The sequence below is a fragment of the Enterobacter sp. BWH52 genome (genome assembly GCF_001037565.1).
Classification (GTDB): domain Bacteria; phylum Pseudomonadota; class Gammaproteobacteria; order Enterobacterales; family Enterobacteriaceae; genus Enterobacter; species Enterobacter hormaechei_C.
On sequence record NZ_KQ089854.1, the window covers coordinates 165,695 to 190,726 of the forward strand.

A 25,032-nucleotide genomic window follows, 5' to 3' on the forward strand; every position below is an offset into this window, starting at 1 on the left:
ATTATGAATTCAAAACGTTACGAGCGAATCTGCGAAATGCTCGCCAGGCGTCAGCCTGATCTGACGGTCTGCATGGAGCAGGTCCATAAACCTCATAACGTCTCTGCTATCGTCCGCACCGCAGATGCCGTCGGCGTGCATGAAGTCCACGCCGTCTGGCCAGGCGCACGTATGCGTACCATGGCCTCCACCGCCGCAGGCAGCAACAGCTGGGTATCCGTGAAAACTCACCAGACTATTGGTGAAGCGGTCTCGCACCTGAAAGGGCGTGGCATGCAGGTTCTGGCAACCAACCTCTCTGCTAAAGCCGTGGATTTCCGTGAGATCGACTACACCCGTCCGACCTGTATTTTAATGGGCCAGGAGAAAACGGGGATCACGCAGGAAGCACTGGATTTGGCCGATCGGGACATCATCATTCCGATGATTGGCATGGTCCAGTCACTCAACGTGTCGGTCGCCTCAGCGCTGATCCTGTATGAAGCGCAGCGCCAGCGTCAGAATGCCGGAATGTACGAGCGCAGCAACAGTATGCTGCCGGAAGAGGAGCAGCAGCGCCTGCTGTTTGAAGGTGGCTATCCGGTTCTGGCTCGCGTTGCGAAGCAGAAGAAATTGCCTTACCCCCACGTCAACGCGCAGGGCGAAATTGAAGCCGATGCCGAGTGGTGGTCCACCATGCAGTACGCAGGGTAAATCATGAAAGGCCGCCTGCTGGACGCCATACCGCTCAACAGCCTGACGGGCGTGGGCGCGGCACAAAGCAGTAAACTGGCGAAGATTGGCCTGCACACCGTGCAGGATCTCCTGCTCCACCTCCCCCTGCGTTACGAAGACCGTACTCAGCTTTATAAAATTGGCGATCTGCTGCCCGCTATTTACGCCACCGTTGAAGGGGAAGTGCTGAACTGCAACATCACCTTTGGCGGACGCAGGATGATGACCTGCCAGATCAGCGACGGCACCGGTATTCTTACCATGCGCTTTTTCAACTTCAATGCGGCAATGAAAAACAGCCTTGCCACTGGACGACGCGTACTTGCGTACGGCGAAGCGAAACGTGGCAAATACGGCGCGGAGATGATCCACCCGGAATACCGCGTGCAGGGCGATCTCAGCTCACCTGAGCTACAGGAGACGCTCACGCCGGTCTATCCAACCACCGAAGGCATTAAGCAGGCTACGCTGCGCAAGCTCACCGACCAGGCGCTGGAGCTGCTCGATACCTGCGCCATTAACGAGCTGCTGCCGCCGGAGCTGGCGCAGGGCATGATGAGCCTGCCGGAGGCGTTACGCACCCTGCACCGTCCACCGCCAACGCTTCAGCTTGTTGATTTAGAGAGCGGTAAACACCCCGCCCAACGGCGTCTTATCCTTGAGGAATTACTGGCTCACAACCTGAGCATGCTGGCCCTACGCGCAGGTGCGCAGCGTTTCCACGCGCAGCCATTAAGCCAGCGTGATGAGCTCAAAGATAAGCTGCTGGCCTCACTGCCGTTTAAACCCACCGGCGCCCAGGCGCGGGTGACCGCCGAGATCGAACGCGATATGGCGCTGGATGTGCCGATGATGCGCCTGGTGCAGGGCGATGTGGGTTCCGGTAAAACGCTGGTCGCCGCACTGGCCGCTTTGCGCGCTATCGCCCACGGCAAGCAGGTGGCGCTGATGGCACCGACGGAACTGCTGGCAGAGCAGCACGCCAACAATTTCCGTAACTGGTTTGCCCCGCTGGGAATTGAAGTGGGCTGGCTGGCCGGGAAGCAGAAGGGCAAAGCGCGCCTTGCGCAGCAGGAGGCGATAGCCAGCGGGCAGGTGCAGATGATTGTCGGCACGCACGCCATTTTCCAGGAACAGGTGCAGTTTAACGGCCTGGCGCTGGTGATTATCGACGAACAGCACCGCTTTGGTGTTCATCAGCGTCTGGCGCTGTGGGAGAAAGGTCTGCAACAGGGCTTCCACCCGCATCAGCTGATCATGACCGCCACGCCGATTCCGCGCACCCTGGCGATGACGGCCTATGCCGATCTGGATACCTCCACCATCGACGAACTCCCCCCGGGTCGTACGCCGGTGACAACGGTCGCCATTCCGGACACGCGCCGCAGCGACATCATTGACCGCGTGCGCAACGCCTGCACCCACGAAGGACGTCAGGCTTACTGGGTCTGTACCCTGATTGAAGAGTCTGAGCTGCTGGAAGCGCAGGCTGCCGAAGCCACATGGGAAGAGTTAAAGCTCGCCCTGCCGGAGCTGAACGTCGGTCTGGTTCACGGGCGCATGAAGCCTGCCGAAAAGCAGGCGGTGATGCAGTCGTTCAAACAGGGTGAACTGCATTTACTCGTTGCGACCACGGTTATCGAAGTGGGCGTGGACGTGCCGAACTCCAGCCTGATGATTATTGAGAACCCGGAGCGCCTGGGCCTGGCGCAGCTCCACCAGCTACGAGGCCGCGTGGGGCGTGGCGCGATCGCCTCTCACTGCGTGCTGCTCTACAAAGCCCCGCTGTCGAAAACCGCGCAGATGCGTTTGCAGGTATTACGCGACAGCAATGACGGCTTCGTCATTGCGCAAAAAGATCTGGAGATCCGCGGCCCGGGTGAACTGCTGGGCACGCGTCAGACGGGTAACGCCGAATTTAAAGTGGCGGATTTGTTGCGCGATCAGGCCATGATCCCCGAAGTACAACGCCTTGCGCGTCATATTCATGAACGCTACCCCGAACAGGCGGCAGCGTTAATTGAACGCTGGATGCCGGAAACCGAGCGGTATTCCAACGCCTGACGATCAGCCAAACATCGGCAGCATCAGGTAGAGCTTAATGACCAGCGCGTTGACGATATCAATGAAGAATGCCCCCACCATCGGCACCACCAGAAACGCCATGTGCGACGGACCGAACCGTTCAGTGATCGCCTGCATGTTTGCGATGGCCGTTGGCGTTGCCCCCAGTCCAAACCCACAGTGACCCGCTGCCAGTACCGCCGCATCATAGTTTTTGCCCATCATGCGCCAGGTAACAAAGATGGCATACAGCGCCATAAACACGGCCTGTACCGCCAGGATCGCCACCATCGGCAGCGCCAGCGAGGCCAGTTCCCACAGCTTGAGGCTCATCAGCGCCATCGCCAGGAACAGCGACAGGCTGACGTTCCCCAGCACGGACACTGCGCGCTCAAAGACGCGGTAGAAGCCCATCTGCGCCAGACCGTTGCTCAGGATCACCCCGATAAACAGCACGCAGACAAAGGTTGGCAGTTCGAAAGCCGTTCCCGCCAGCCATTGCGCAACGATTTTGCCCACGGTGAGGCAGATAGCAATCATGGCGATGGTTTCAATCATCACCAGCGAGGTGATGCTGCGGCCAACGTCCGGTTTTTCAAACGCGGTCGGCACCATTTCATCGTCTGGCCTGCCTTCCGGCGTGGTGGAGTGTTTCACCAGATAGCGCGCCACCGGGCCGCCAATCAGCCCGCCAAGCACCAGGCCAAAGGTCGCGCAGGCCATCGCCACTTCCGTTGCGTTTTCAAAGCCATAGCGTTCGATGAACAGCTTGCTCCACGCCGCGCCCGTTCCGTGGCCGCCTGAGAGGGTAATCGACCCCGCCAGCAGACCCATCAGCGGATCCAGCCCCAGCAATGACGCCATACCGATGCCGATGGCGTTTTGCATCAGAAGCAGGCCCACCACAACAATCAGAAACACGCCCAGCACCTTGCCACCCGAACGCAGGCTTGCGAGGTTAGCGTTCAGGCCGATAGTGGCAAAGAAGGCCAGCATCAACGGATCTTTCAGGGACATATCAAAATCGATTTCCCAGCCCATGCTTTTTTTCAGTATCAGCAGGGCCAGCGCCACCAGCAAACCACCGGCGACGGGTTCAGGAATGGTGTACTTTTTCAGAAAGGAAACACTGTGTACCAGCTTGCGACCAAGCAGAAGAACCAGCGTTGCGGCAACAAGGGTCGACAACGTATCGAGATGAATCATAAAAGGCTCCTGTTATGCGCGTATTCCATACACACGCGGCGTTATCCTGGGCCGGGTGATGCTCGTCATGAGCCGCCGGCGCGAAAAGTGTAATTTTTTTTTGCTGTTCGTTGTAGAAAAGCTGCTCACACCGGCAGATTTTCTCTCTTTTTTTTGCTGGCAATCGTTTGCTTTTACCAGGTGGTCAGCTAAAATGCCCGCTTTTCCACCGTGGGATTGCCGCCAATGTCTGTTAACACTCTGGAGTCTGCTGATGCGCAACCGATTGCGCAGAAGCAAAACAGCGAACTGATTTACCGCCTTGAAGATCGTCCCCCGCTGCCTCAAACCCTGTTTGCCGCCTGCCAGCACCTGCTGGCGATGTTCGTTGCGGTCATCACGCCGGCTCTGCTGATTTGCCAGGCGCTAGGGTTACCGGCGCAGGATACGCAACACATCATCAGTATGTCTCTGTTCGCTTCCGGCGTGGCCTCCATCATTCAAATTAAAGCCTGGGGTCCGGTGGGTTCAGGTTTGCTGTCGATTCAGGGCACCAGCTTTAACTTTGTGGCTCCGCTGATCATGGGCGGTACGGCACTGAAAACCGGCGGCGCAGATGTCCCGACGATGATGGCAGCGCTTTTCGGCACCCTGATGCTGGCAAGCTGCACAGAGATGTTCATCTCCCGCGTTCTGCACCTGGCGCGCCGGGTGATCACCCCGCTGGTCTCCGGCGTGGTGGTGATGATTATCGGCCTGTCGCTGATTCAGGTGGGTCTGACCTCCATCGGGGGCGGCTACGCGGCAATGAGCGACCATACCTTCGGCGCGCCGAAAAACCTGCTGCTGGCAGGCGTGGTGCTGGCGATCATTATTCTGCTTAACCGCCAGCGTAACCCGTACCTGCGCGTGGCATCGCTGGTGATCGCCATGGCGGCCGGTTACCTGCTGGCGTGGGCGCTGGGTATGCTCCCGGAGAACACCACCCCAACCAACAGCGCGTTGATTACCGTGCCAACGCCGCTCTACTATGGCCTGGGCATTGACTGGAGTCTGCTCCTGCCGCTGATGCTGGTCTTTATGATTACCTCGCTGGAAACCATTGGCGATATCACCGCCACCTCCGACGTGTCCGAGCAGCCGGTCTCCGGCCCGCTGTACATGAAACGTCTTAAAGGCGGCGTGCTGGCGAACGGACTGAACTCGTTTGTCTCGGCGGTGTTCAACACCTTCCCGAACTCCTGCTTCGGCCAGAACAACGGCGTGATCCAGCTGACCGGCGTGGCCAGCCGCTACGTGGGCTTCGTGGTGGCGCTGATGCTGGTGGTCCTCGGCCTGTTCCCGGCGGTAAGCGGATTTGTACAGCACATTCCCGAGCCGGTGCTGGGCGGCGCGACGCTGGTCATGTTCGGTACTATCGCGGCCTCCGGCGTGCGTATCGTCTCCCGCGAGCCGCTGAACCGCCGCGCAATCATGATTATTGCGCTGTCTCTCGCCGTAGGGCTTGGCGTCTCCCAGCAGCCGATGATTTTGCAGTTTGCCCCGGACTGGGTGAAAAACCTGCTCTCTTCCGGCATCGCCGCGGGCGGTATTACCGCTATCGTGCTGAATCTCATTTTCCCGCCTGAAAAGAACTGATCCCCACACGGCAGGCTGTCAATGCCTGCCGTGACATCTCTTTACACCATTCCCGCCTTGAGCATTGCGCATAAATCGTGCATAACACCCTTATGTGCGTTTCGCGGGAGGGAAGACCATGAAATTTATTGGAAAGCTGCTTATCTATCTTCTGGTAGCCCTGCTCATTGTAGTGCTCGCCTTTTATTTTCTGCTCCAGACCCGCTGGGGCGCATCGCAGGTCAGCAGCTGGATCACGGTGAATACCAATTACGAGCTCAACTTTGACCTGATGGATCACCGCTTTTCATCCCCTTCTCACATCCTTCTGGAAAACGTTACCTTCGGACGAGATGGCAAACCGGCCACGCTGGTCGCTAAAAAAGTGGATATTGGCTTAAGCAGCCGCCAGATCACCGACCCGCTGCATATGGATGCCATCACCCTGTTCGATGGCACGCTGAATTTATCGCCGCAGACGGCGCCGCTGCCGTTCCAGGCCGACCGTCTGCAACTGAATAACATGGCCTTTAACAGCCCGAATACGGAGTGGGATCTCAGTGCGCAAAAGGTGACCGGCGGCGTCAGCCCGTGGCAGCCCGAGGCGGGGAACGTACTGGGGAAAAATGCGCAAATCCAGATGAGCGCCGGGTCGCTCACCCTCAACGGCATACCGGCCAACAACGTGCTGATTCAGGGACAACTCAACGGCAAAGAGGTGGCGCTGAATACCATCGGTGCCGATATGGCGCGCGGCTCGCTTACGGGCTCGGCTCTGCGTAATGCCGACGGTGGCTGGGTTATCAACACCCTGCGTCTGAATGAGATCCGCCTGCAAAGCGACAAATCGCTGCTGGATTTCTTCGCCCCTCTCTCCACCCTGCCTTCGTTACAGATTGGCCGGCTGGAAGTGACCGATGCCCGTCTACAGGGGCCAGACTGGGCGGTAACCGACCTCGATCTCAGCCTGCGTAACCTCACCCTGAGTAAAGGTGACTGGCAAAGCCAGGAGGGACGGTTATCCATGAACGCCAGCGAATTTATCTACGGCTCGCTGCATCTGTTTGACCCTATCCTGAACGCGGAATTCTCCCCGCAGGGCATTGCGCTGCGTCAGTTCACCTCCCGCTGGGAAGGGGGCATGGTGCGCACCTCCGGCAACTGGCTGCGCGAGGGTCAGGCGCTGGTGCTGGACGACGTTGCGATTGCCGGGCTGGAATATACGCTTCCGGAAAACTGGAAAACGCTGTGGATGGACCCGCTCCCGGCATGGCTGAACAGCGTGACGCTGAAAAAATTCGGCCTGAGCCGCAACCTGGTGATCGACATCGATCCGGCGTTCCCGTGGCAGATCACCTCCCTCGACGGTTATGGCGCTAATTTGCGGCTGGCGCAGGATCACAAGTGGGGCGTGTGGGGCGGTAACGCAACCCTCAACGGGGCGGCAGCGACCTTTAACCGCGTCGACGTGCGTCGCCCGTCGCTGGCGCTGAATGCCAACGCCGCAACGGTAAATATTACCGACCTGAGCGCCTTTACCGAGAAAGGGATCCTGGAAGCGACCGCCACCGTGTCACAGCTGCCACAGCGACAAACCACCGTGAGCCTGAACGGGCGCGGTGTACCACTCAACGTTTTGCAGCAGTGGGGCTGGCCAGCGCTGCCGATTGCGGGCGACGGCAATATTCAGCTCACCGCCAGCGGAAGCGTGCAGGCGAATGCGCCGCTGAAGCCGACGGTGAACGGGAAGCTGAGCGCGGTGAATATGGATAAACAGCAGGTGCAACAGACGATGACGGGTGGTGTGGTGTCGACGGTGGCTCCGGCACAGTAAATAGCCGGGTGGCGGCTTCGCCTTACCCGGCCTACGATCTCATGTAGGCCCGGTAAGCGAAGCGCCACCGGGCATTTTTCCAGCTCAGAGGTGAACCACCACCTCATCCCCCTCGGCTTTCACCACCACACCCCACTCGCTGCCCGCATGTGAACCGCCTTTTACGCCGCCGACCTTCTGCACGTTGCGCAAGCACACCGACCAGTTTTGCGCATCTCCCGTGCCGGTAAAGGTCACGACGTCGCCCTGACGTGACGCCTTCAGCGTAAACAACACGGAACCGTCCGCCGCAGGCACTTCACTCACCGCCGTTGCGCCATCGCTCAGGTTGAAGAGCTGGAAGGCTGTCCCCTCATGCCACGCATAGTCCGGCTTCTGGTTATTATTGCCGAGCGCCAGCAGCGTGTTGTCGCGCACATAGACCGGCAGGCTCATGAAATCGTGCTGCTGCTTATGCCAGCGGCTGCCCTGAATTTCGTCGTTGTGCCACAGGTGCGTCCAGCGCCCTTCCGGCAGGTAAAACTGCACATCGCCCGCCTCGGAGAACACCGGCGCCACCATCATTGAATCCCCCAGCATGTACTGACGGTCAAGATAGTCACACGCCGGATCGTCCGGGAACTCCAGCATCATCGCCCGCAGCATCGGCGTGCCGAACTCACGCGCCAGAGCCGCCTGACGATACAGGTACGGCATCAGCTGGCATTTCAGCTGCGTGAAGTGGCGCACCACATCGCAGGACTCGTCATCGTACGCCCACGGCACGCGGTAGGATTTGCTGCCGTGCAGGCGGCTGTGGCTGGAGAACAGCCCGAACGCGCACCAGCGTTTGTAGACGTGCGCCGGAGCGGTGTTTTCGAACCCGCCGATATCGTGGCTCCAGAACCCGAAGCCGGACAGGCCAATCGACAGCCCGCCGCGCAGGCTTTCGGCCATCGATTCATAGTTGGCGTAGCAGTCGCCGCCCCAGTGTACCGGGAACTGTTGCGCCCCCACGGACGCGGAGCGGGCAAACAGCACCGCCTCTTCTTCTCCCACCGTCTCTTTCAGCACGTTCCACACCAGTTCGTTGTAGATGTAGGCGTAATGGTTGTGCATCTTCTGCGGATCGGACCCGTCAAACCACTGGACGTCCGTCGGGATACGCTCGCCGAAATCGGTCTTGAAGCAGTCGACGCCGATCTCCACCAGGCCTTTCAGTTTGTCCGCATACCACCGGCACGCGTCCGGGTTGGTGAAGTCGTAGATCGCCAGCCCCGGCTGCCATTTGTCCCACTGCCACACGCTGCCGTCCGGGCGCTTGAGCAGATAGCCCTTCTCTTTCAGCTCCCGGAAGATCGGGGATTTCTGGCCGATATACGGGTTGATCCACACGCAGACCTTCAGCCCTTTCTCTTTCAGGCGGCGGATCATCCCTTCCGGATCGGGGAAGGTCACCGGGTCCCACTCGAAATCGCACCACTGGAAGGCCTTCATCCAGAAGCAGTCGAAGTGGAACACGTGCAGCGGCAGGTCGCGCTCGGCCATGCCGTCGATAAAGCTGTTTACCGTGGCTTCGTCGTAGTTGGTGGTGAACGAGGTGGTCAGCCACAGGCCGAACGACCACGCAGGCGGCAGCGCCGGACGGCCAGTGAAGCGGGTATAGCGGTTCAGCACTTCTTTCGGCGTCGGGCCGTCGATCACAAAGTACTCGAGATATTCCCCTTCCACGCTGAACTGCACTTTGGACACTTTCTCGGAGCCGACTTCAAACGAGACGTTTTCCGGGTGATTCACCAGCACGCCGTAGCCGCGGTTGGTCAGGTAGAACGGGATGTTTTTGTAGGACTGCTCGGTGCTGGTGCCCCCGTCGCGGTTCCAGGTCTCGACCGTCTGACCGTTGCGCACCAGGGCGGTGAAGCGCTCGCCCAGGCCGTAGACCGTTTCCCCCACGCCCAGATCCAGACGTTCAAACACATAGTTGCGATCGGTATTGCTGTCCTGTACGTAGCCGTTGTTTTTCAGCTGGCTGCCGGTAATGCGCTGGCCGTTGCGCAGGAAATCCAGCGCCCAGAACTCGCCTTTGGTGACGCGCACGCTGACGCTGCCGCTTTTCAGCTCGGCAAACTCGGCGTTGTTTTCAATCTCTACCTTCACGTCTTTCAGAACGTTCAGCGGATAGTGCGGGCCTTTATTCAGCGCGCCCTGGAAGTGCTCAATGCGCACCCCGACAATCCCTTCCTGCGGGGCAAACAGGCGCACCGTGAACATCAACGTGTCGAGCTGCCAGGTGCGTTCGCGCACGTCACGCGGCGCGACATACACCACCAGGTCATTGCCCTGCTGCTCCACGTCGAACACCTGAACCGGATACGTCACGTTCAGGCCCGGTTGAATAAGCCAGTTTCCATCACTGATTTTCATGCTTTCGTCCTCTTAGTTCTGCAATTCTTTACTGACCGGCAGGTTTTCAAACTCCTGCTGATTGCGGCGCGCACCCTGCGCCAGCTCGCGCAGGATTTTGGTCAGGAAGGGGGTTTTCAGCGTGTAGTAGCGTTTGGCGATGATGGCGCTCAGCACGTAGCAGATCGCTGGTGCCAGCGTAAACAGGCCGATAATGATACTGATGGTCGCGCTGTTCTGGGTTTTGGCCGCCGCGTCGTAGCCGCCGCCTGCCAGCATCCAGCCGATCATCGCCCCGCCCAGCGCCAGGCCGAGCTTCAGCACGAACAACGTGCCCGCAAAGCTGATGCCGGTCAGACGTTTGCCGTTAGTCCATTCGCCGTAGTCGACGGTATCGGACATCATGACCCACTGAATCGGCGTCACCAGCTGATGCAGCACGCCGATAACGAAGATGAAGCCGAACATCAGCACGGTGGCATGCATCGGCACGAAGAACATCGCCACGCTGACCACCGCCAGCGCGGCGTTGGTCCACCAGAAGATGCTCACCTTGCACTTCCAGTCGGTGAGCGGTTTCGCCAGCGCGGAGCCGATCAGGTTACCGACGCAGTAGGTGGTGAGGAAGGCGACGAACACCTCCGGCGAGCCCATGATCCAGGTGCAGTAGTACATCATTGCGCCGCCGCGCACGCAGACGGCGAGGATGTTGAGGATGGTGAGCACGCCGACGATACGCCACTGGTCGTTTTGCCAGATGTCGCGCAGATCTTCCCGCATGGAGGTGGTGCTCGGTGGCACCTGGATGCGCTCTTTGGTGGTGAAGAAGCAGAACGCCAGCATCAGGAACGCGACCACCGACAGCACGGCGATCCCGCCCTGGAAGCCGAACGCTTTATCGTCGCCGCCAATCAGGTTCACCAGCGGCATCATCAGCACCGTAGAGAGCATGCCGCCCGCCGTCGCCAGCACAAAGCGCCAGGACTGGAGGGAGATACGCTGCGTCGGGTCGTTGGTGATCACGCCGCCCAGCGCGCAGTACGGGATGTTGACCACGGTATAGAGCAGGGTCAGCAGCGTGTAGGTGATGGCGGCGTAAACCATTTTGCCGTTGAGGCTCAGGTCCGGCGTGGTATACGCCAGCACGCAGACGATGCCGAACGGGATAGCGCCAAACAAAATCCATGGACGGAACTTGCCCCAGCGGCTGCGGGTGCGGTCGGCAATCAGCCCCATGCACGGGTCGGAGATCGCATCCAGCGCGCGGGCCAGCAGGAACATGGTGCCGACAAACCCGGCGGGAATACCAAAAATATCGGTGTAGAAAAACATCATATAAAGCATGACGTTATCAAAAATAATGTGGCTGGCGGCGTCTCCCATGCCGTAGCCAATCTTCTCTTTTACTGACAGTACTTCGCTCATATTTTTATCCTTCACGCTGTAGGGGGCGCTGAGACCGGTTACCGTTTTTTAAACCATTGTTTCAGGAGCGGGTATTGCGTTTTCTGGTTAAGAGATTACGTTTCTTGTTTTTTGTGATCGGGATAAAAGTTGATGAGCACGAAATGCTAACCTGAGGATTTTCTTAAGAATTAGCTGAAACAGGGGGATTCAGGTCAAAAGAGAGGTGAAAAAAGTGGTGTGGGGTATGTGGTAAATGCCTGAAAGTAGCTATAATGCGCCCCGCCTCCATGTAGCAATGCAGGCGCGGAAGATCGTCATCTCCGGTGAGGTGGCTGGACTTCAAATCCAGTTGGGGACGCCAGCGTTCCCGGGCAGGTTCGACTCCTGTGATCTTCCGCCAAAAATACAGCTAAATCTACTTTCAGAGTTAATAACATGTATAAATATCTTCCCTCAGAAAGAATCTGATATACTTGAAAATAACTTAATATGTTTTAATAACCCTTTAAATTTTAACGACCCATTTGAATTCAATACTTCTTTTAACTTTAGTAGCTTTGAATCCAATTTATACGATTCGTTAAGCACTGTAGACCTTCTTAAAGAATTTCCAGCTGAATTATTAAATCAGATTGAAAAACTGCCTAAAGAAATTGTCAGCAATATACTTAAAGATGCAAAAAAAGCAATGCTCTCGATGTATAAAAAAGAAAAAGAAAATATAATAAGAGCAGCAGATACTACAATGCAAAGTTTTAACTCAAAGTTGATAGGAATAACGAGAATTCTATCATTAACAGAAACCCCTACGAATATTTTGATGTGGGGACACTACGCACAGGCCCACAGTGGGTTTATTATTGAGTTTGATATCAATCATCCATTTTTCTCACAACGTCGCGGCCAAAAAGGTGAATTTGGTTATTTACGAAAAGTCATATATCAGAAAGAATATCCATTCTTGGATCCATTCTCAGGCGATCAAATAAATCATTTCCTAATAAAAAGCAAAGACTGGGAATATGAACATGAATGGCGAATGTTGTTACCACAGGCCAATTCTGGTAAAACAATTAATGTATGTGAAAAAGAATTTGATCTCTATGAACTACCATCCGATGCTATCAAAACAATAATTTTTGGTTGCAATACCTCAGAACATTTTAAAACTAAAATGTTCAGGTTAATAAGTTCACGAACCGACTATGAACATATCAGTTTTATACAGGCTAAAAAATCAAATTCAAGATTTGAAATTGTATTAGACCCGTTATAACTACTTTTTTAATCTATTTAATTCATTTCGACCTAAATTTTTTAACCAATTCCCCAAACTCATCCCTTCAGCCTTCGCCGCAGCCTCAAACTGCGCCTTCAACTCCGGCGTAATACGAATCTGAAAAGTTGGTGCTTTTCCGGATTTTGACTGATTAGGGTCGCGTTTAGCTGTTGACATGTACGTACCTACAAGAGCAAGATATCTTCACTGAGGTACGTACCTTATCATACGAAAACCTCAAATTGAAACGCCCTCGTCAAGTGCTCGCAACACCGGACGAGAGCTAACCACACCAACTATCAAGGAGTTGATTATGGCTGATTCGCATTCTACCCCAGACACCGACCAATCCGGAACCGAGCGTTCGTTAATTGTGGGATACCGCCCGAATGTTTTCGACAAATCTACGCCGAAAATCATCCTTTCCGGCAAGTGGCTGCGCGCGGCGGGGTTTGATACCGGGCAGCAGGTCACGGTAAAGGTCATGAAAGGATGCATCGTTCTGGTGGCGTATAACGAGCAGGAGCAGCGTTTGCAGGACGATTATAAACGGACGAAAGCAAAGCTTATTGAGATAGAGGACGCGCTTGCAGCGATCCAAATTCCACATGCTGGAAAGCGCCTCGCAAAATCAAATACAAACCATCTGGCTTAACGGCTGTTTCTGTCATACTACGAGCTTACAGGCATCAACCTTATGACGCGGAGGCAGCATGACATATGAGGAATTAATAAATTCGCCAGCCGGTGAGTTTGTCATGTTTGCCAGCAAGGATGGAAAAGTTCGCATTGAATGCCGCTTCGAAAGCGATACGTTGTGGCTCTCACAGGCCACGATCTGTGAGTTATACGGCAAAGCCAAAGCTACGATCAGCGGGCATATCAAGAATATTTTTGATGAGGGTGAACTGGTCGAAAATTCAGTTGTTCGGTTTTACCGAACAACTGCCAGCGATGGTAAAGTATACAACGTTCAATATTTTAGCCTGCCCGTTATTCTCACCATCGGCTATCGTCGGCTTATTAAAATGGGAAAAGCAGGCTAAGCGATAATTCCAGTACATGTTCGTTATTTAATGATATTCACCATTTTGATACTTGATACATTTTTTATGTCATTATTGTTCTTAAAATGGAAGAACAACCATAAATCAACTTTATACTTTTTTGATATCAATTCATACCACATATATCTCGCAACGATAACTTTCTTTTTAAGCAGGCAAAGTTCTTCAGCATTCCCATTTTGAATGGTAAGTCACAATTTAAGATCTTAATGAAGCGTAGTTTCCCTCAGTCTATAAAAGGAGATTGAGATGGCTATACCTGTTTACTTATGGCTTGAGGACGATGCAGGCCGGAGAATTAAAGGCTCTGTCGATGTAAAAGATCGCGAAGGCTCAATAGAAGTTATTGAATTTATGCACTCAATCGAACAACCTATTGATAAGCACTCCGGAAAAATCACTTCAAAACGTATTTGTAGCACCTATGCATTCATGAAAGAGATTGATTCCTCATCCTCATATCTATACAAGGCCTTGAGCACTGGACAAACACTAACAAGAGCAGAATTTATATTTTACAGGATCAACTATAACGGGCTCGAAGAGGCTTACTTTAAGACAACTTTAGAAAATGCAAGAGTAGTTCAAATTGAACCACTCATGTTTGACATTAAACTACCGCAAAGCGAACGCTATACACATTGTGAATATGTAGATCTAACATATGAAAAAATAACATGGCATTACATAGATGGAAACATCATTCATTCTGATACCTGGAAGGAACGCGCTTAAGGAGAAAGTATGTCCTGGGAATATAATGTAAAAGAGCACAAATTTTATCTTGATGGTGTTTATCAGTTCGATGCAGATTATGCAGGAGCAAGTGGTTACAAAAACGATCCATCTCAAGAATGTGTAAAAAACAGTGGGCCTCTACCTCGAGGGAAATACACAATTGGTTCCCCTCATAATTCTGCCCACACAGGAAAATATACCCTCAGCCTCACGCCCTACTCGACAAATGATATGTGTGGCAGAGACTCATTTAAAATTCATGGCAAAAGCAGTTTGCACCCTGATGACTCTTCAGACGGCTGCATTATTGCTCCTTTGAGTGCGAGAAGAAGCATCTGGAAAAGCAACGATACGGTGTTGATTGTCAAATGAAGCGTTTAATTTGTTCATTGCCATTACTCGTTGCAGTCAGTTCGCACGTCTCAGCATCTGAAATGACCGGCTTCGCAACACAGTATTACGATGAAGACGGCTCGCTGACGGAAATTTCAACCATAGTGCCCCTTTCCCCGACCATCACGATCGGCAAGAAAACGGTTCAGATGGAAGTTACTCATCTGTCTCAGATTTTCAGTACATACGTGGAGAAAGACAGCTCCGCGCACTGGATCTGCCTTCATGACGACGATGGCACCAATTATTGGTTCATTTCAGATAACGAAATGGGTGCAGGGCTGTTAACTGCGCTAGCCATATCCAGGGATGGCATCCATAAAGAGTGTGTGAATACAACGGAACGAGTCAGTGTCTCAGTCTCTGGCGTTCCATTGTTAAATGCCACTCACGGGGATTTAGTTGAATTGTTCGGCAAAAAAGCAATCGGCAACAGAAAAAAGATCCTGCTTTATCAGGAGACACCTGTACAGGATGGATTTGTTCAGAACAATACCGTCTCTTATTACTTTGATGGCGAAAAATTGCGCGGCGTAATTATCGGGCAAATAACCAGTAACTAGCTTGCAGGCTCCCTCTTTTACAGAAGAGGGCGTTAAGCCTGTCCACTCAACCGCATATGCAACAGCGGAAACGGATTCCCCTGCCCGTCCAGTGCCGAGCGCCCGACCTGCTCAAACCCCATATGACGATAAAACGCCACCCCCTGCGGATTCTGCTCGTTCACATCCACTTCATTTACGCCGAATTCTGCAATGGCATATTGCAGCAGCATTTTCCCGATACCCTTCCCCCGGCTCGCATCATCCACAAACAGCATTTCAATGCGATTTTTATCCACGCCCAAAAAGCCGTGAATAATACCCACGTCATCCCGGGCAATCACAACCCTGAGATTAGGCAAATATGCGTTGAGCAATAACGGACGCAGCGCCGCGATATCGCTTTCCTGCAAAAAGCGGTGCGTGGCGCGAACTGACGACTCCCAGACTGCGACGAGGCGTTCAAATTGCGAGGGGTGTGCGGCTTCTATTTTCATGGTGATATTCCGGTTGAGTAAAGTTTCAGGGCAGCAATGTAATGATATTCAGCTCTGCGACGTGCGCCACACGCCAGGCGTACAACCATACTCCGTCTGGAAATGACGAATAAAGTGCGCGCAGTCGCTGAATCCCATCCGCTGCGCAATATCCGTCACGCTTTGCTGCGAGTTCTTCAGCAGCCAGCAAGCATAGCGCAGCCTGGCGCTGCGGATAAATTCGCGGGCCGTTTTGCCGAATTCTGCGTGGAACAGACGGTTGAGCTGGCGTTCACTCAATGCCACTTCTCGCGCAAGCCCGGCGGTGGTGAGCGGCCGGGTCAGGAACTGTTCAATCAGCATGACGGCGCGGCGCAACCGCGAGTCAGGGATAAGCGCAAGATTCGCCGGACGTGGGGTGGCAATTTCATGCGGAACGAGCGACAAACGCTGACAGGTGGTGCTGGCGATATCATCCCCGGCATGGGCGCGGATAAGCTCAGTTGCCAGCGTCAGGGTGGAAATACCGCCCGGGCAGGTCAGCACATCGCCATCGTCGATGAAATCATACCCTTGCTCAGCATAAACCAGCGGGAAAGCCTGCCGAAATGCATCAAGGTGGAAAGGATGGATGGACGCTCGTCGTTCATTCAGCAATCCTTCCTGTGCGAGGACAAAACTGCCGGTGCCAATGCCAATGAGCGGAACCCCGGCATGGTGGGCATGTGCCAGATACGCTTTATCCCCCTGATACCCTAAGTCCAGATACTGCAATTCACCGCCGATAACAGCAAGGTAGTTAAAACTGTCCGGCGGCGCATGGGTGGAATCCGGTCTCATGATAATCCCCGCATTGCTGATAATCGGGATATCAGGAAATTCACTTATCAGGCTGATTTTAAATGCTAATTTATCCTGAGCTTTCGCTGCATAACGCAGCGCCTCCAGCAATCCGGAGACGGCCAGGAGTGAATAACGGGGCCATAATATCAACCCAATATGCAGACACTTTTCCGGTACTGATTTCCCCCTATCGGAGGAGTCAAATACACTTTTCATTTACTTGCCAAATTTAAAATTAATGACATTATCGCAACATGATCTGTCGCACTTTATATTTCTAAGATAATCCTGATATTTTAAATCAAGCATAAATGAGAAGGGAGGAAAATATAATGTTTTTCTCGTTTATATCATTCTTTTTTTGAACCACGACACACATATGTCGGTAATGTTCCTAAGGTAAAGATATAGTTACCATTATGTTGTTCATTGATCCGCATATAAATACTCTTGCCCGGATAGACAAAAAATTGCGGTTCATATTTTTCCAGCCAGCTGTCGTCAACATTATCGTCCGGGAACGTCATATTTTTTTCTGACGTCAGCAAATAGAGATGATCTTGCCTCTCCACCCGAAAGGAAATTTTCCTGTCGATGGTTTTACCCGGATCGCTCTTTGCCCGGCCATTCATGCTCAGGGTGCCGAATTTCCCGTCGAAGGTGTAATTCAGCCAGACCGTCAGCGTCTCATCCGGATGGTGCTGGACCAGATTAGCCTGGCATGAAAAAGGCTGAACGTAAGTTCGGTGCCACAGGTAATAGCCCGTCAGCACGCCTGCGGTGACGAGGCCCGTCACGATGATATACAGCATCTGCCGAAAACGAGTCATGCTAGCTATCCTTCAGGAAATAATCAGATATACAGCGGTTCGGTTCTTTCATTGGCCGGTCGCAGCGAATAACCGACGCACGAGGAAGCAGAGCGTACCAGCTGATGTAAACCCAGGGATATTGCGCGCATTCAGCCTTGAATTGTTCCACATAGGTCAGCGCGGAAGCGCGTTCAGCGTGAGTCTGAATGTCGTTCGCAAGATAAACGCGACAGGCTCCGACGGATGCCGCAAAACGGTAATCCTCAACAAAACGGTTTTCTGTGGCGTTCATATATCCCGTCACGCCTGCCCCGGCCAGGACGATCAATAGCCCCATGACAACAGCCAGCCAGCGCGTGGGCTTCCTGGCAACGGGCGTTGCTGGCGCGGAGGATGCAGAGACCTCCTCGATCGCTGGCGCCTCCACACATTGTTCCTCTGCGGGTTGAGGCGCGACAGGTGAAGACTCTCTGACGGTTATTTGCGTGTCGCTTGCCAGCGTCAACCCAATCCGCGGAATGGTAACGATAGGGTCAGTTTCAAAACCAATCTTTTTGAGCCCTTTGCGCAGGATGGAGATGTTCTGGTAATAGGTATTGGAGGAGACAAGCATGCCGCGGCTTTGCCAGACAATATCAAGGAACTCTTGCTGAGTGACAATCGACCCCGCTCTGTCGATTAATAACAACAGGCATCGGCCTGCTGGCGAATTTAACACAACCACACGGTCAGGATTGTTGATATCACGTAACGTGCTGGCCGCAGGATGAAATTCGACGATATTATTTATAATGTAATGCTTATGCATAGGGGCAGTATGAATTCTCCGGTTAACAGATGTTGAACCTGGGTCACCGCATGTATGGGATGACATTCACGTCGGGATTAATGTGACTGATTAACGGCATGCTGTATATCTTCGCCATTGGCGAAAAATCTTAATTTATATTTCATCCCTTAAGCTTCACTGAACCTGCATAAGAACTCAACCCTTGTAGAATGCGGCTTGCAGAGCCGCTTCATCCGCGATCATCCTCATTATGATGTTTTGTGAAGTGAATTTCCGCTCCACAGAAGTATCTGACTACCGGCAGCATCTCATTTATCAGAGCCTCACCTTTTGGCGCACTCCTCGCCTCTTGACATTGACAAATACCTACATAAAAAAACATTGTACGCCACGGACATGCGTGTCTGAAATATTCAGCACCCTTAAGCCTTAAGTTTTCTCAACCTGACCAATATCAATAACTTATATGGTTTTTGTATGCTTTTCAGCCACCTTTCTATCAGTTTTTATCGATGATAACATTCGTAAATTGTTATTCCCCGTCAGCAACTTCACACCCGCACTGACACCAGACGACAAACTCCTTACAAAACATTTATCAAAGCTAAATTTTCATTAAAAATAGAAGCTATCATAATTTACAGAAAGCGAAGCGGAATAAGACCAATCAGAGGGAAGCGTCGTAACCGGTCTCGATCTTAGTAATTAATACAATTTTAGATTAATTCAGATTACCTCTTTATTGGCCGACGTATAGTAGGCCTACACTATGCAATACGTCATTGCTTCGAGAATACTGGCGATAACCTTATAAATAATTCGCCTGATTACTATTATAAATCGAGGAATAACATGACGAACAATAGCCAAATAACACAGCATATAACTGTTGCACTGATGGGCGGCGATCATTATGCAAGAAACGGCATTAAAACATTATTAAGCAGCATCCGCGACGACCTTCACATCATTATCATCGAAGGAGGTTCTCAGGAACTGGATAAGGCGCTGTCGTCGATTCGTGTCGATATCTTATTTATATCCGGCGCAGAGAAATACCATACAGGGTATGACTCACTGAAATATTTAAAAAAAATCAAAACCACGCACCCTGAAGTGATGATCTGCCTGTACTCAACCTCTGCCCATTCCCTGTTATGGGTCCGGGAAGATATTGATGCCTATATCTCGCTACAGAACACGGTTTATCAGTGGCGGATAAAGCTAGCAAAAATGGTCGATAGCCATTATCGGCCCCAAAAGCAGCCAGCGGCGTTATCGCTAACGCCTGGAGAAAGGAGGGTATTAAAGGAACTCAGGAACGGACTGGATATACGTTACATCGCAGAACTGGAGAAACTTTCTTATCGCCGCGTGAGCGCCTTAAAAAGCTCAGCGATAAGGAAACTCGGGCTCAGGAATAAGACAGATTTGCTGGTCTTTTTAACCAGTTAGACCTGCCGCTTTCAGAGCAAATCTCGTAATAAAAAAATCAAGGAATTATGAAATGAAAGCACGCCTTACTTGCCATTCTCTGCTGGCATTAAGCATTGCCGCCCTGCTGCCAGCGGGCTCAGCACTGGCCGCCACCACCAGCGGCGGCACGGTAAACTTCAGCGGTAAAGTGGTGACCTCCGCCTGTGCCATCAGCGCCGGTAGCGCCAATATCGACGTCGACATGGGGGAAGTGCGTACCGCCACGCTGGCTGCCGCAGGCAGTGAAGCCAGTACCGCAAAAGCCTTCTCCATCACGCTGGAGGATTGCGAAATCGCCGATACCTCCGCGTCCACGGAAAATAACCCCATCGCCGCAACGACCGTGGCTATCACCTTCACCGGTACGCCGGACAGTACCGATGTCAATAGCCTGGCCGCGGGAGTAAACGGCGGCGCGGGCTCGGCGCAGCATGTCGCTATCCGTCTTTATGACGAACAGGGCAACGTCGTCAGGCTGGGTGAGCCGGCAGCAGCGATCCCCTTGCGTGCGGGGGCGAACACCCTGAACTTCAGCGCGAAATATTACTCCCCACTGGGCAACGCCACGGCGGGTGATGCCAGCGCGGTCGCCACCTACACCGTGACCTATTCGTAATCTTCAGGCCCGGTCTGCTGGCCGGGTCTGACTCAGCTTTCAGGAGACGCACAATGCGCGTAAACACATGGATTTGTCTGGCTGGCACGTTATGTTCATCCGCCGTGTACGCAGGCGGCGTGGGGTTAGGCGCAACGCGGCTGGTCTACGCAGGCGCGGCTACGCAGACGATGATGCAGGTAAGAAATACCCACCCTGATGCCACGTTCCTGATCCAGTCATGGATGGAAGACGAGAAAGGGAGCCGTACCAACGACTTCGTCATCACGCCGCCGCTGTACGTCATGAAGCCCGCCAGCGAAAGCGCGGTGAAAATCATGTTCAGCGGTGACGCCCTGCCAGCCGATCGCGAGACGCTGTACTGGATGACGGTCAAAGCTATCCCACAGCAGGTTAAAAACGGTTCCGGCAATTCGCTGCAATTCGCCTCTGCCAACCGCATCAAGGTCTTTTATCGCCCGGAGCGGCTCAGGGAAGGTGCAGGGGAGGCATGGAAAAACCTTGCCGGCGCCTACCGCGCGGGCAAGGTCACGCTGACCAACCCAACGCCGTATTACCTCACCACCATTAACGTGAAAATTGATGGCAGGCCGGTATCGCCCGTCATGGTACCGCCGAAAGCCAGCGTGACGCTGGCAGACACCTTCAGCCATGCGAGCAGCATGAGCTACCAGACGATTAACGATTATGGGGCCTGGACGCCCGTCACCCGCACGTCATTGTCCCAATAATAAAAACAGTAAGGCGTGACCACATGAAAATTAAAATCCTGTGCGCCACGGCGATCGCCCTGGTGATTCGGCAAGCCGTGGCTGCCGAAAGCGAGCTGCAATTTAATCCTGCGTTTCTCAACGGCGAGCGCGCCAACAGCGCCGATCTCGCCTGGGTCAACGCCGGGAGCGCGTTGCCGCCGGGCGAGTACAATCTTAACGTGTATATCAATACCCAGTTCGCGTTCACAGGTAACGTCACGTTTCGCGTCGCTGAAAGCACCGCCGGTGAAGCCCTGCCGTGCCTTACGCCTGCACAATTCGCCGCACTTGGCATCGACAGCCGTCAGGCTAAAGGGGGTGAGCTGCCGCCTGCGCAGCGCTGCATTTTTTTAACCCAGTCATTCGCCGATACCCGGTTTGATTTTGACCAGAGGACGCTTACCCTCAACTTCACCGTACCGCAAAGCGCGATGCGCGCTCTGCCGCGCGGATACGTCAGCCCGGAGAGCTGGGAGTCCGGCATCCCTGCCGCGTGGCTGAACTATGTGGTCAATGGCGCGAATAATGACTACCGGGGCGAGACGCGCACGCGGGAACAACAGCTGTTTGTGAGCCTGAACAGCGGCGCCAACCTGGGCGCATGGCGGCTGCGTGATTTCACCACGTGGACCAAAGAGAGTAACGAGCTCACCCACGTCCAGACCTGGCTACAGCGGGATATCCGCGCCCTGCGTGCCCAGGTTTATGCCGGTGAAACGTTCACCTCCTCGCAGGTGTTTGACGCCGTTGGCCTGCGTGGGATTGCCCTGAAGACCGATGACAATATGTTGCCCGCCAGCCTGAGCGGTTACGCGCCTGAAGTGCGCGGCATCGCGCGCAGCAATGCCACGGTGACGGTTCGCCAGAACGGTAACGTCATCTATCAAACCTCCGTTCCGCCGGGGGCGTTTGTGCTGAAAGATCTCTATCCGACCTCTTCCGGCGGCGATCTCGCGGTCACCATTCAGGAGAGCGACGGTAGCCAGACGCAATACACCCTGCCCTTTGCCAGCGTGCCGAATCTGGTGCGTAACGGTCAGGGCAAATATGCTCTGGGGGCGGGGAAATACCGTCCTGCGGGCAATCAGATCTCGCCCTCCTTCGCGCAGGGCGAGCTGTTCCTGGGCTGGCGATACGGCCTCACGTTTTATGGCGGGGCGCAGTTTTCCGATCGCTACACCGGCCTGGCCTTCGGGATCGGGCAGAATCTCGGCCACTTTGGCGCCTACTCCCTCGACCTCACCCATGCCCGCAGCCAGCTGGCTGATAACCAGCACTACACCGGTGATTCGGTGCGCCTGCGGTACAGCAAGCTGCTGAACGATATCGGTACGCGAGTCAATTTCTTCTCGCTGCGTTACTCAACGGCAGGGTTTTATACCCTCAGCGATACCACTTACAAAGGCATGGCGGGCGGAGCGCCAGAACAGACCGTGGAAGACGATGGCACCGTCACCACTCACTACGACACGGTTTACAACCTGCATATGTCGCGTAAGGCAAAAAATCAGCTGCTGTTGTCGCAGCCGATGGGCGAATACGGCGCGCTGTCGCTGTCCTGGGATCAACAAACCTACTGGAATACGTCAAAAACCACGCAAAGTTTGCAGTTCGCGTGGAACGCGACGTTTCGTAACCTGTCGCTTGGCATCAGCGCCCAGCGTAGCTCTGGCCTGTACGACAACAAGAAAGACAATATCCTCGCGTTGTCCCTGTCGGTGCCGCTGGGTAATCCGGCGCTGTCGACCCGTCTCCGTTTTACCGCTACCCATGCGGATCCCGCTGGCACCACCGCCAGTACCGGTGTCAGTGGTTATCTGCCGGGGCAGGAGAATCTTTTCTATAGCGTCAACCAGCGCTACAGCGCGCAGCAGCACTACGGCGGCGATGCCGCGCTGCAATACGAGGGCGCGTGGGGAGACTATAACCTGGGCTACAGCTACGCCGGTGACTCCCGCAACCTCAGCTACGGGATGAGCGGCGGAGCGGTGCTGCATGAGGATGGTCTGACGCTGAGCCAGCCGCTCGGGAACACCAATATTCTGGTGAAAGCCCCGGGCGCCAGCCATGTCGCCGTGCTCAACCACAAGGGCATCAAAACCGACAGCCGGGGCTATGCGGTGATCCCGTACGCCACGCCGTATCGCGTTAATCAGGTTGCGCTGGATGTCACCACCGTGGGCAATGACGTGGAACTTGAGAACGCCATCGCCAATAAAATTCCCACCGACGGGGCACTGGTTCGCGCCACCCTCACCACGCGTCAGGGAGCAAAAGCGATGTTTATCGTACGTCACGCTAAAGACGTGCTCCCCTTCGGCACGCTGGTCTCATCAGAGGATGACAAAGCCAGCGGTATCGTCGGCGACGGCGGCAGCGTGTATCTGACCGGCCTGTCAGCGCAGGGAACCTTGCATGCCGTATGGGGACGCGACAGCGCCCAGCGCTGCACGATCCGCTATGCGTTGAACCCGCAGAATTATCACGCCCGCACCGGGCTTTATTCCCAGGAGGCCATATGTCAGTAACCGTCCGTTTCCTCCCCCTGATCCTGCTGATGGTCATCACCGTCCCCGCGCGCGGCTATGACGTGCTGGTTTCCGTGACCGGCAACGTGATCGGCAATACCTGCATTGTCTCGGAAGATTCGAAGGAGCAAAACGTGCCGCTGGGCACCCTCGGCGTGAAGCAATTTAGCGAGGCGGGGGCGGTCAGCAATATCAAAACGCCCTTCACGCTCACCCTTGAAGCGTGCGGCCCCACCTTTGCTGGCGTGAAAATCCGCTTCAGCGGTACGCCGGATGACGAAAACCCGCAGCTTCTGAAAGTCGCTGACGGTGGCGCGACCGGCGTGGCAGTGCAGATTCTGGATAAAGACAGCGTACTTATCCCGCTGGACACCCAAACCGCTGCTTACGGCGCGGCGGGGGATGACAGCGTAAAAATGACCTTCTATGCGCGACTGGCCGCCACGGGTGCGCCGGTCAATGCCGGAGACGTTTCGGCAGTGGCGACCTGGACGACGGAGTATCAATAATGCGTTTACTGTTTTTAGCCCTGTTTTTTATGTCCTCTCAGGCACTTGCCCTCTCCTGGACATCGGATATCACCCTTTCGCCAACACCCATGTCATGGTCCGGCCCGGCAGACTCCATCGTGCCTGGAAAGACGGTCGGCTCTGAATGGAGCGCCTCTGCGAGCGTCTCGGAAGTGTTCTGGTGCGGCCTGGTATTTACCTGCTCCAAAGGGACGCTGGAGCCGAGCAGCAGTATAACCGCCACCGGCATCACGGTTATTCTTGATGGCGCAAATTACATGGTATTTGAAACGGGCGTGCCCGGCATCGGCTTCATTCTTGGGCTCAAAGATTATAACGGCACCACCTATGTGCCGATGCAGACGGGCATTACGCAGAGCTATCCGGCCGATGGGACTAACGGTTACGCCACCGCACTGGGCTGGTCAGCAAAAGTGACGTTTATCAAGACCGGCGTTCCGCTGAAATCCGGCGTATACCAGACCCCGACCATTAACGCGGCGATCCTGACGGCCTATAACAACGAAGTGAAAACCGCGCAGGTGATCATCAACCCCACCACCATCACGGTGACGGCAAGCGGCTGCACGGTAGGCACAAAAAGCGCCAACGTCGACCTGGGCACCATTGATGTTCACACGCTGCCCAGCGTAGGCAGCACCTCGCCGTCGGGGGAGTTTAACGTCAGCCTGACCTGCGATGAGAACGTGGCGGTTAACGCAGTGATGACCGATCAGACCACACCGTCAAATATCTCGTCGGTCGTGACGCTGACCGGGGACTCCACGGCCTCCGGCATTGGCGTGCAGTTTTTCTATAACGGTACCGGGCCGCTGATGATGGGGCCAGACAGCTCGGCCGCAGGCACGACGGGACAGTTTTTCATCCAGACCACCAGCGCAGCACAAACGCTGTCGCTGCCGTTCCAGGCGCAGTACATCCGAACCGGAGACCTGGTCCCCGGCTCGGCCAATGCCCTGGCAAGCATCACCTTTTCGTATCAGTAGG

At 54.5% G+C, this 25,032-nt stretch carries 23 protein-coding genes, 1 tRNA gene and 1 pseudogene; 17 read left to right on the plus strand and 8 right to left on the minus strand.

Annotated elements, in window-relative coordinates; translation table 11 throughout:
- The first annotated feature begins 3 nt into the window (after nt 1-3).
- Together trmH and recG are read left to right on the plus strand one after the other, a co-directional pair.
- The gene (gene trmH, locus SK47_RS00825; RefSeq protein ID WP_003860922.1) at nt 4-693 is read left to right on the plus strand and encodes a tRNA (guanosine(18)-2'-O)-methyltransferase TrmH; all 690 of its coding nucleotides are present in this window, start codon (nt 4-6) and stop codon (nt 691-693) included.
- A 3-nt stretch (nt 694-696) separates the two neighbouring features.
- Nucleotides 697-2,778, plus strand: coding sequence for an ATP-dependent DNA helicase RecG (gene recG / locus SK47_RS00830; protein WP_015570052.1), 2,082 nt, complete (start codon nt 697-699; stop codon nt 2,776-2,778).
- Between the two features lie 3 nt (nt 2,779-2,781).
- Here the strand turns inward: recG and gltS are convergent, their stop codons facing one another.
- Entirely contained in the window at nt 2,782-3,984 is a 1,203-nt protein-coding gene (gltS, locus tag SK47_RS00835) for a sodium/glutamate symporter (protein ID WP_023315156.1), read from the minus strand.
- Between the two features lie 225 nt (nt 3,985-4,209).
- Between gltS and xanP the strand changes: the two genes are divergently transcribed.
- Nucleotides 4,210-5,601, plus strand: coding sequence for a xanthine/proton symporter XanP (xanP, locus tag SK47_RS00840; RefSeq protein WP_003860925.1), 1,392 nt, complete (start codon nt 4,210-4,212; stop codon nt 5,599-5,601).
- A gap of 118 nt (nt 5,602-5,719) precedes the next feature.
- Nucleotides 5,720-7,414 (plus strand): AsmA family protein, encoded by a 1,695-nt coding sequence (locus SK47_RS00845; RefSeq protein WP_048243336.1) that lies wholly within the window; start codon nt 5,720-5,722, stop codon nt 7,412-7,414.
- Between the two features lie 84 nt (nt 7,415-7,498).
- On the opposite strand, the gene yicI is transcribed toward SK47_RS00845, so the two are convergent.
- Complete coding sequence (gene yicI / locus SK47_RS00850) at nt 7,499-9,817, minus strand: alpha-xylosidase (protein ID WP_048243337.1); 2,319 nt, start codon at nt 9,815-9,817, stop codon at nt 7,499-7,501.
- 12 nt (nt 9,818-9,829) lie between these two features.
- Nucleotides 9,830-11,221: a glycoside-pentoside-hexuronide family transporter gene (locus SK47_RS00855; protein WP_015570055.1), complete on the minus strand. Its 1,392-nt coding sequence runs from the start codon at nt 11,219-11,221 to the stop codon at nt 9,830-9,832.
- Nucleotides 11,222-11,508: 287 nt separating this feature from the next.
- Between SK47_RS00855 and SK47_RS00860 the strand changes: the two genes are divergently transcribed.
- A tRNA-Sec gene (locus SK47_RS00860) sits at nt 11,509-11,603 on the plus strand.
- Nucleotides 11,604-11,900: 297 nt separating this feature from the next.
- The gene (locus tag SK47_RS00865; RefSeq protein ID WP_063869059.1) at nt 11,901-12,479 is read left to right on the plus strand and encodes a DUF2971 domain-containing protein; all 579 of its coding nucleotides are present in this window, start codon (nt 11,901-11,903) and stop codon (nt 12,477-12,479) included.
- Here the strand turns inward: SK47_RS00865 and SK47_RS22770 are convergent, their stop codons facing one another.
- A complete protein-coding gene (locus tag SK47_RS22770; RefSeq protein ID WP_071785192.1) occupies nt 12,480-12,659 on the minus strand; it encodes a toxin-antitoxin system HicB family antitoxin in 180 nt (59 codons plus the stop codon).
- A 136-nt stretch (nt 12,660-12,795) separates the two neighbouring features.
- On the opposite strand from SK47_RS22770, the gene SK47_RS00870 reads away from it, so the two are divergent.
- The 5 genes and pseudogenes from SK47_RS00870 to SK47_RS00885 all read left to right on the plus strand — a co-directional run bounded on the left by SK47_RS00870 (nt 12,796) and on the right by SK47_RS00885 (nt 15,243).
- On the plus strand, nt 12,796-13,137 hold the full coding sequence (locus tag SK47_RS00870; protein WP_023302861.1) for a SymE family type I addiction module toxin: 342 nt from the start codon (nt 12,796-12,798) through the stop codon (nt 13,135-13,137).
- Between the two features lie 58 nt (nt 13,138-13,195).
- Nucleotides 13,196-13,498 (plus strand): annotated as a pseudogene (locus SK47_RS00875) (hydroxyacid dehydrogenase); the annotation flags it as partial.
- 300 nt (nt 13,499-13,798) lie between these two features.
- A complete protein-coding gene (gene tssD / locus SK47_RS00880; RefSeq protein ID WP_048243339.1) occupies nt 13,799-14,284 on the plus strand; it encodes a type VI secretion system tube protein TssD in 486 nt (161 codons plus the stop codon).
- A 9-nt stretch (nt 14,285-14,293) separates the two neighbouring features.
- On the plus strand, nt 14,294-14,659 hold the full coding sequence (locus tag SK47_RS22775; RefSeq protein WP_074173973.1) for a tlde1 domain-containing protein: 366 nt from the start codon (nt 14,294-14,296) through the stop codon (nt 14,657-14,659).
- Nucleotides 14,656-15,243, plus strand: coding sequence for a hypothetical protein (locus SK47_RS00885; RefSeq protein ID WP_023295690.1), 588 nt, complete (start codon nt 14,656-14,658; stop codon nt 15,241-15,243). The genes SK47_RS22775 and SK47_RS00885 overlap by 4 nt, the downstream gene beginning before the upstream one ends.
- Before the next feature lie 32 nt (nt 15,244-15,275).
- Here the strand turns inward: SK47_RS00885 and SK47_RS00890 are convergent, their stop codons facing one another.
- The 4 genes from SK47_RS00890 to SK47_RS00905 all read right to left on the minus strand — a co-directional run bounded on the left by SK47_RS00890 (nt 15,276) and on the right by SK47_RS00905 (nt 18,161).
- On the minus strand, nt 15,276-15,719 hold the full coding sequence (locus SK47_RS00890) for a GNAT family N-acetyltransferase (RefSeq protein ID WP_045332974.1): 444 nt from the start codon (nt 15,717-15,719) through the stop codon (nt 15,276-15,278).
- A 48-nt stretch (nt 15,720-15,767) separates the two neighbouring features.
- Nucleotides 15,768-16,538, minus strand: a complete 771-nt coding sequence (locus tag SK47_RS00895; RefSeq protein WP_263740538.1) for a GlxA family transcriptional regulator — start codon at nt 16,536-16,538, stop codon at nt 15,768-15,770.
- Nucleotides 16,539-16,891: 353 nt separating this feature from the next.
- Nucleotides 16,892-17,371 (minus strand): hypothetical protein, encoded by a 480-nt coding sequence (locus tag SK47_RS00900; protein ID WP_017693981.1) that lies wholly within the window; start codon nt 17,369-17,371, stop codon nt 16,892-16,894.
- A gap of 1 nt (nt 17,372) precedes the next feature.
- Entirely contained in the window at nt 17,373-18,161 is a 789-nt protein-coding gene (locus SK47_RS00905; protein ID WP_022650133.1) for a winged helix-turn-helix domain-containing protein, read from the minus strand.
- 834 nt (nt 18,162-18,995) lie between these two features.
- Here SK47_RS00905 and SK47_RS00910 point away from each other — a divergent pair.
- Genes SK47_RS00910 through SK47_RS00935 form a run of 6 tightly spaced genes read left to right on the plus strand, consistent with a single transcriptional unit; the run spans nt 18,996 to nt 25,031 of the window.
- Nucleotides 18,996-19,598: a helix-turn-helix domain-containing protein gene (locus SK47_RS00910; RefSeq protein WP_048243341.1), complete on the plus strand. Its 603-nt coding sequence runs from the start codon at nt 18,996-18,998 to the stop codon at nt 19,596-19,598.
- A 52-nt stretch (nt 19,599-19,650) separates the two neighbouring features.
- Complete coding sequence (locus SK47_RS00915; RefSeq protein ID WP_023315123.1) at nt 19,651-20,235, plus strand: fimbrial protein; 585 nt, start codon at nt 19,651-19,653, stop codon at nt 20,233-20,235.
- Nucleotides 20,236-20,288: 53 nt separating this feature from the next.
- Nucleotides 20,289-20,966, plus strand: a complete 678-nt coding sequence (locus SK47_RS00920) for a fimbrial biogenesis chaperone (protein ID WP_023323945.1) — start codon at nt 20,289-20,291, stop codon at nt 20,964-20,966.
- Between the two features lie 23 nt (nt 20,967-20,989).
- The gene (locus tag SK47_RS00925) at nt 20,990-23,515 is read left to right on the plus strand and encodes a fimbria/pilus outer membrane usher protein (RefSeq protein WP_048243343.1); all 2,526 of its coding nucleotides are present in this window, start codon (nt 20,990-20,992) and stop codon (nt 23,513-23,515) included.
- The gene (locus tag SK47_RS00930; RefSeq protein ID WP_022650129.1) at nt 23,506-24,024 is read left to right on the plus strand and encodes a fimbrial protein; all 519 of its coding nucleotides are present in this window, start codon (nt 23,506-23,508) and stop codon (nt 24,022-24,024) included. The genes SK47_RS00925 and SK47_RS00930 overlap by 10 nt, the downstream gene beginning before the upstream one ends.
- On the plus strand, nt 24,024-25,031 hold the full coding sequence (locus SK47_RS00935) for a fimbrial protein (RefSeq protein WP_048243345.1): 1,008 nt from the start codon (nt 24,024-24,026) through the stop codon (nt 25,029-25,031). The genes SK47_RS00930 and SK47_RS00935 overlap by 1 nt, the downstream gene beginning before the upstream one ends.
- The last annotated feature ends 1 nt before the right edge of the window (nt 25,032 follow it).

Coding starts and splice junctions, on each gene's coding strand:
- xanP (WP_003860925.1), top strand. CDS start 4,210: ATGTCTGTTAACACTCTGGAGTCTGCTGATGCGCAACCGATTGCGCAG.
- SK47_RS22775 (WP_074173973.1), top strand. CDS start 14,294: ATGTCCTGGGAATATAATGTAAAAGAGCACAAATTTTATCTTGATGGT.
- SK47_RS00855 (WP_015570055.1), bottom strand. CDS start 11,221: ATGAGCGAAGTACTGTCAGTAAAAGAGAAGATTGGCTACGGCATGGGA.
- SK47_RS00915 (WP_023315123.1), top strand. CDS start 19,651: ATGAAAGCACGCCTTACTTGCCATTCTCTGCTGGCATTAAGCATTGCC.
- SK47_RS00890 (WP_045332974.1), bottom strand. CDS start 15,719: ATGAAAATAGAAGCCGCACACCCCTCGCAATTTGAACGCCTCGTCGCA.
- yicI (WP_048243337.1), bottom strand. CDS start 9,817: ATGAAAATCAGTGATGGAAACTGGCTTATTCAACCGGGCCTGAACGTG.
- SK47_RS00870 (WP_023302861.1), top strand. CDS start 12,796: ATGGCTGATTCGCATTCTACCCCAGACACCGACCAATCCGGAACCGAG.
- SK47_RS00885 (WP_023295690.1), top strand. CDS start 14,656: ATGAAGCGTTTAATTTGTTCATTGCCATTACTCGTTGCAGTCAGTTCG.
- tssD (WP_048243339.1), top strand. CDS start 13,799: ATGGCTATACCTGTTTACTTATGGCTTGAGGACGATGCAGGCCGGAGA.
- SK47_RS00925 (WP_048243343.1), top strand. CDS start 20,990: ATGAAAATTAAAATCCTGTGCGCCACGGCGATCGCCCTGGTGATTCGG.
- SK47_RS00865 (WP_063869059.1), top strand. CDS start 11,901: ATGTATAAAAAAGAAAAAGAAAATATAATAAGAGCAGCAGATACTACA.
- SK47_RS00930 (WP_022650129.1), top strand. CDS start 23,506: ATGTCAGTAACCGTCCGTTTCCTCCCCCTGATCCTGCTGATGGTCATC.
- SK47_RS00895 (WP_263740538.1), bottom strand. CDS start 16,538: ATGAGACCGGATTCCACCCATGCGCCGCCGGACAGTTTTAACTACCTT.
- SK47_RS00905 (WP_022650133.1), bottom strand. CDS start 18,161: ATGCATAAGCATTACATTATAAATAATATCGTCGAATTTCATCCTGCG.
- trmH (WP_003860922.1), top strand. CDS start 4: ATGAATTCAAAACGTTACGAGCGAATCTGCGAAATGCTCGCCAGGCGT.
- SK47_RS00910 (WP_048243341.1), top strand. CDS start 18,996: ATGACGAACAATAGCCAAATAACACAGCATATAACTGTTGCACTGATG.
- SK47_RS00900 (WP_017693981.1), bottom strand. CDS start 17,371: ATGACTCGTTTTCGGCAGATGCTGTATATCATCGTGACGGGCCTCGTC.
- recG (WP_015570052.1), top strand. CDS start 697: ATGAAAGGCCGCCTGCTGGACGCCATACCGCTCAACAGCCTGACGGGC.
- SK47_RS00935 (WP_048243345.1), top strand. CDS start 24,024: ATGCGTTTACTGTTTTTAGCCCTGTTTTTTATGTCCTCTCAGGCACTT.
- gltS (WP_023315156.1), bottom strand. CDS start 3,984: ATGATTCATCTCGATACGTTGTCGACCCTTGTTGCCGCAACGCTGGTT.
- SK47_RS22770 (WP_071785192.1), bottom strand. CDS start 12,659: ATGTCAACAGCTAAACGCGACCCTAATCAGTCAAAATCCGGAAAAGCA.
- SK47_RS00920 (WP_023323945.1), top strand. CDS start 20,289: ATGCGCGTAAACACATGGATTTGTCTGGCTGGCACGTTATGTTCATCC.
- SK47_RS00845 (WP_048243336.1), top strand. CDS start 5,720: ATGAAATTTATTGGAAAGCTGCTTATCTATCTTCTGGTAGCCCTGCTC.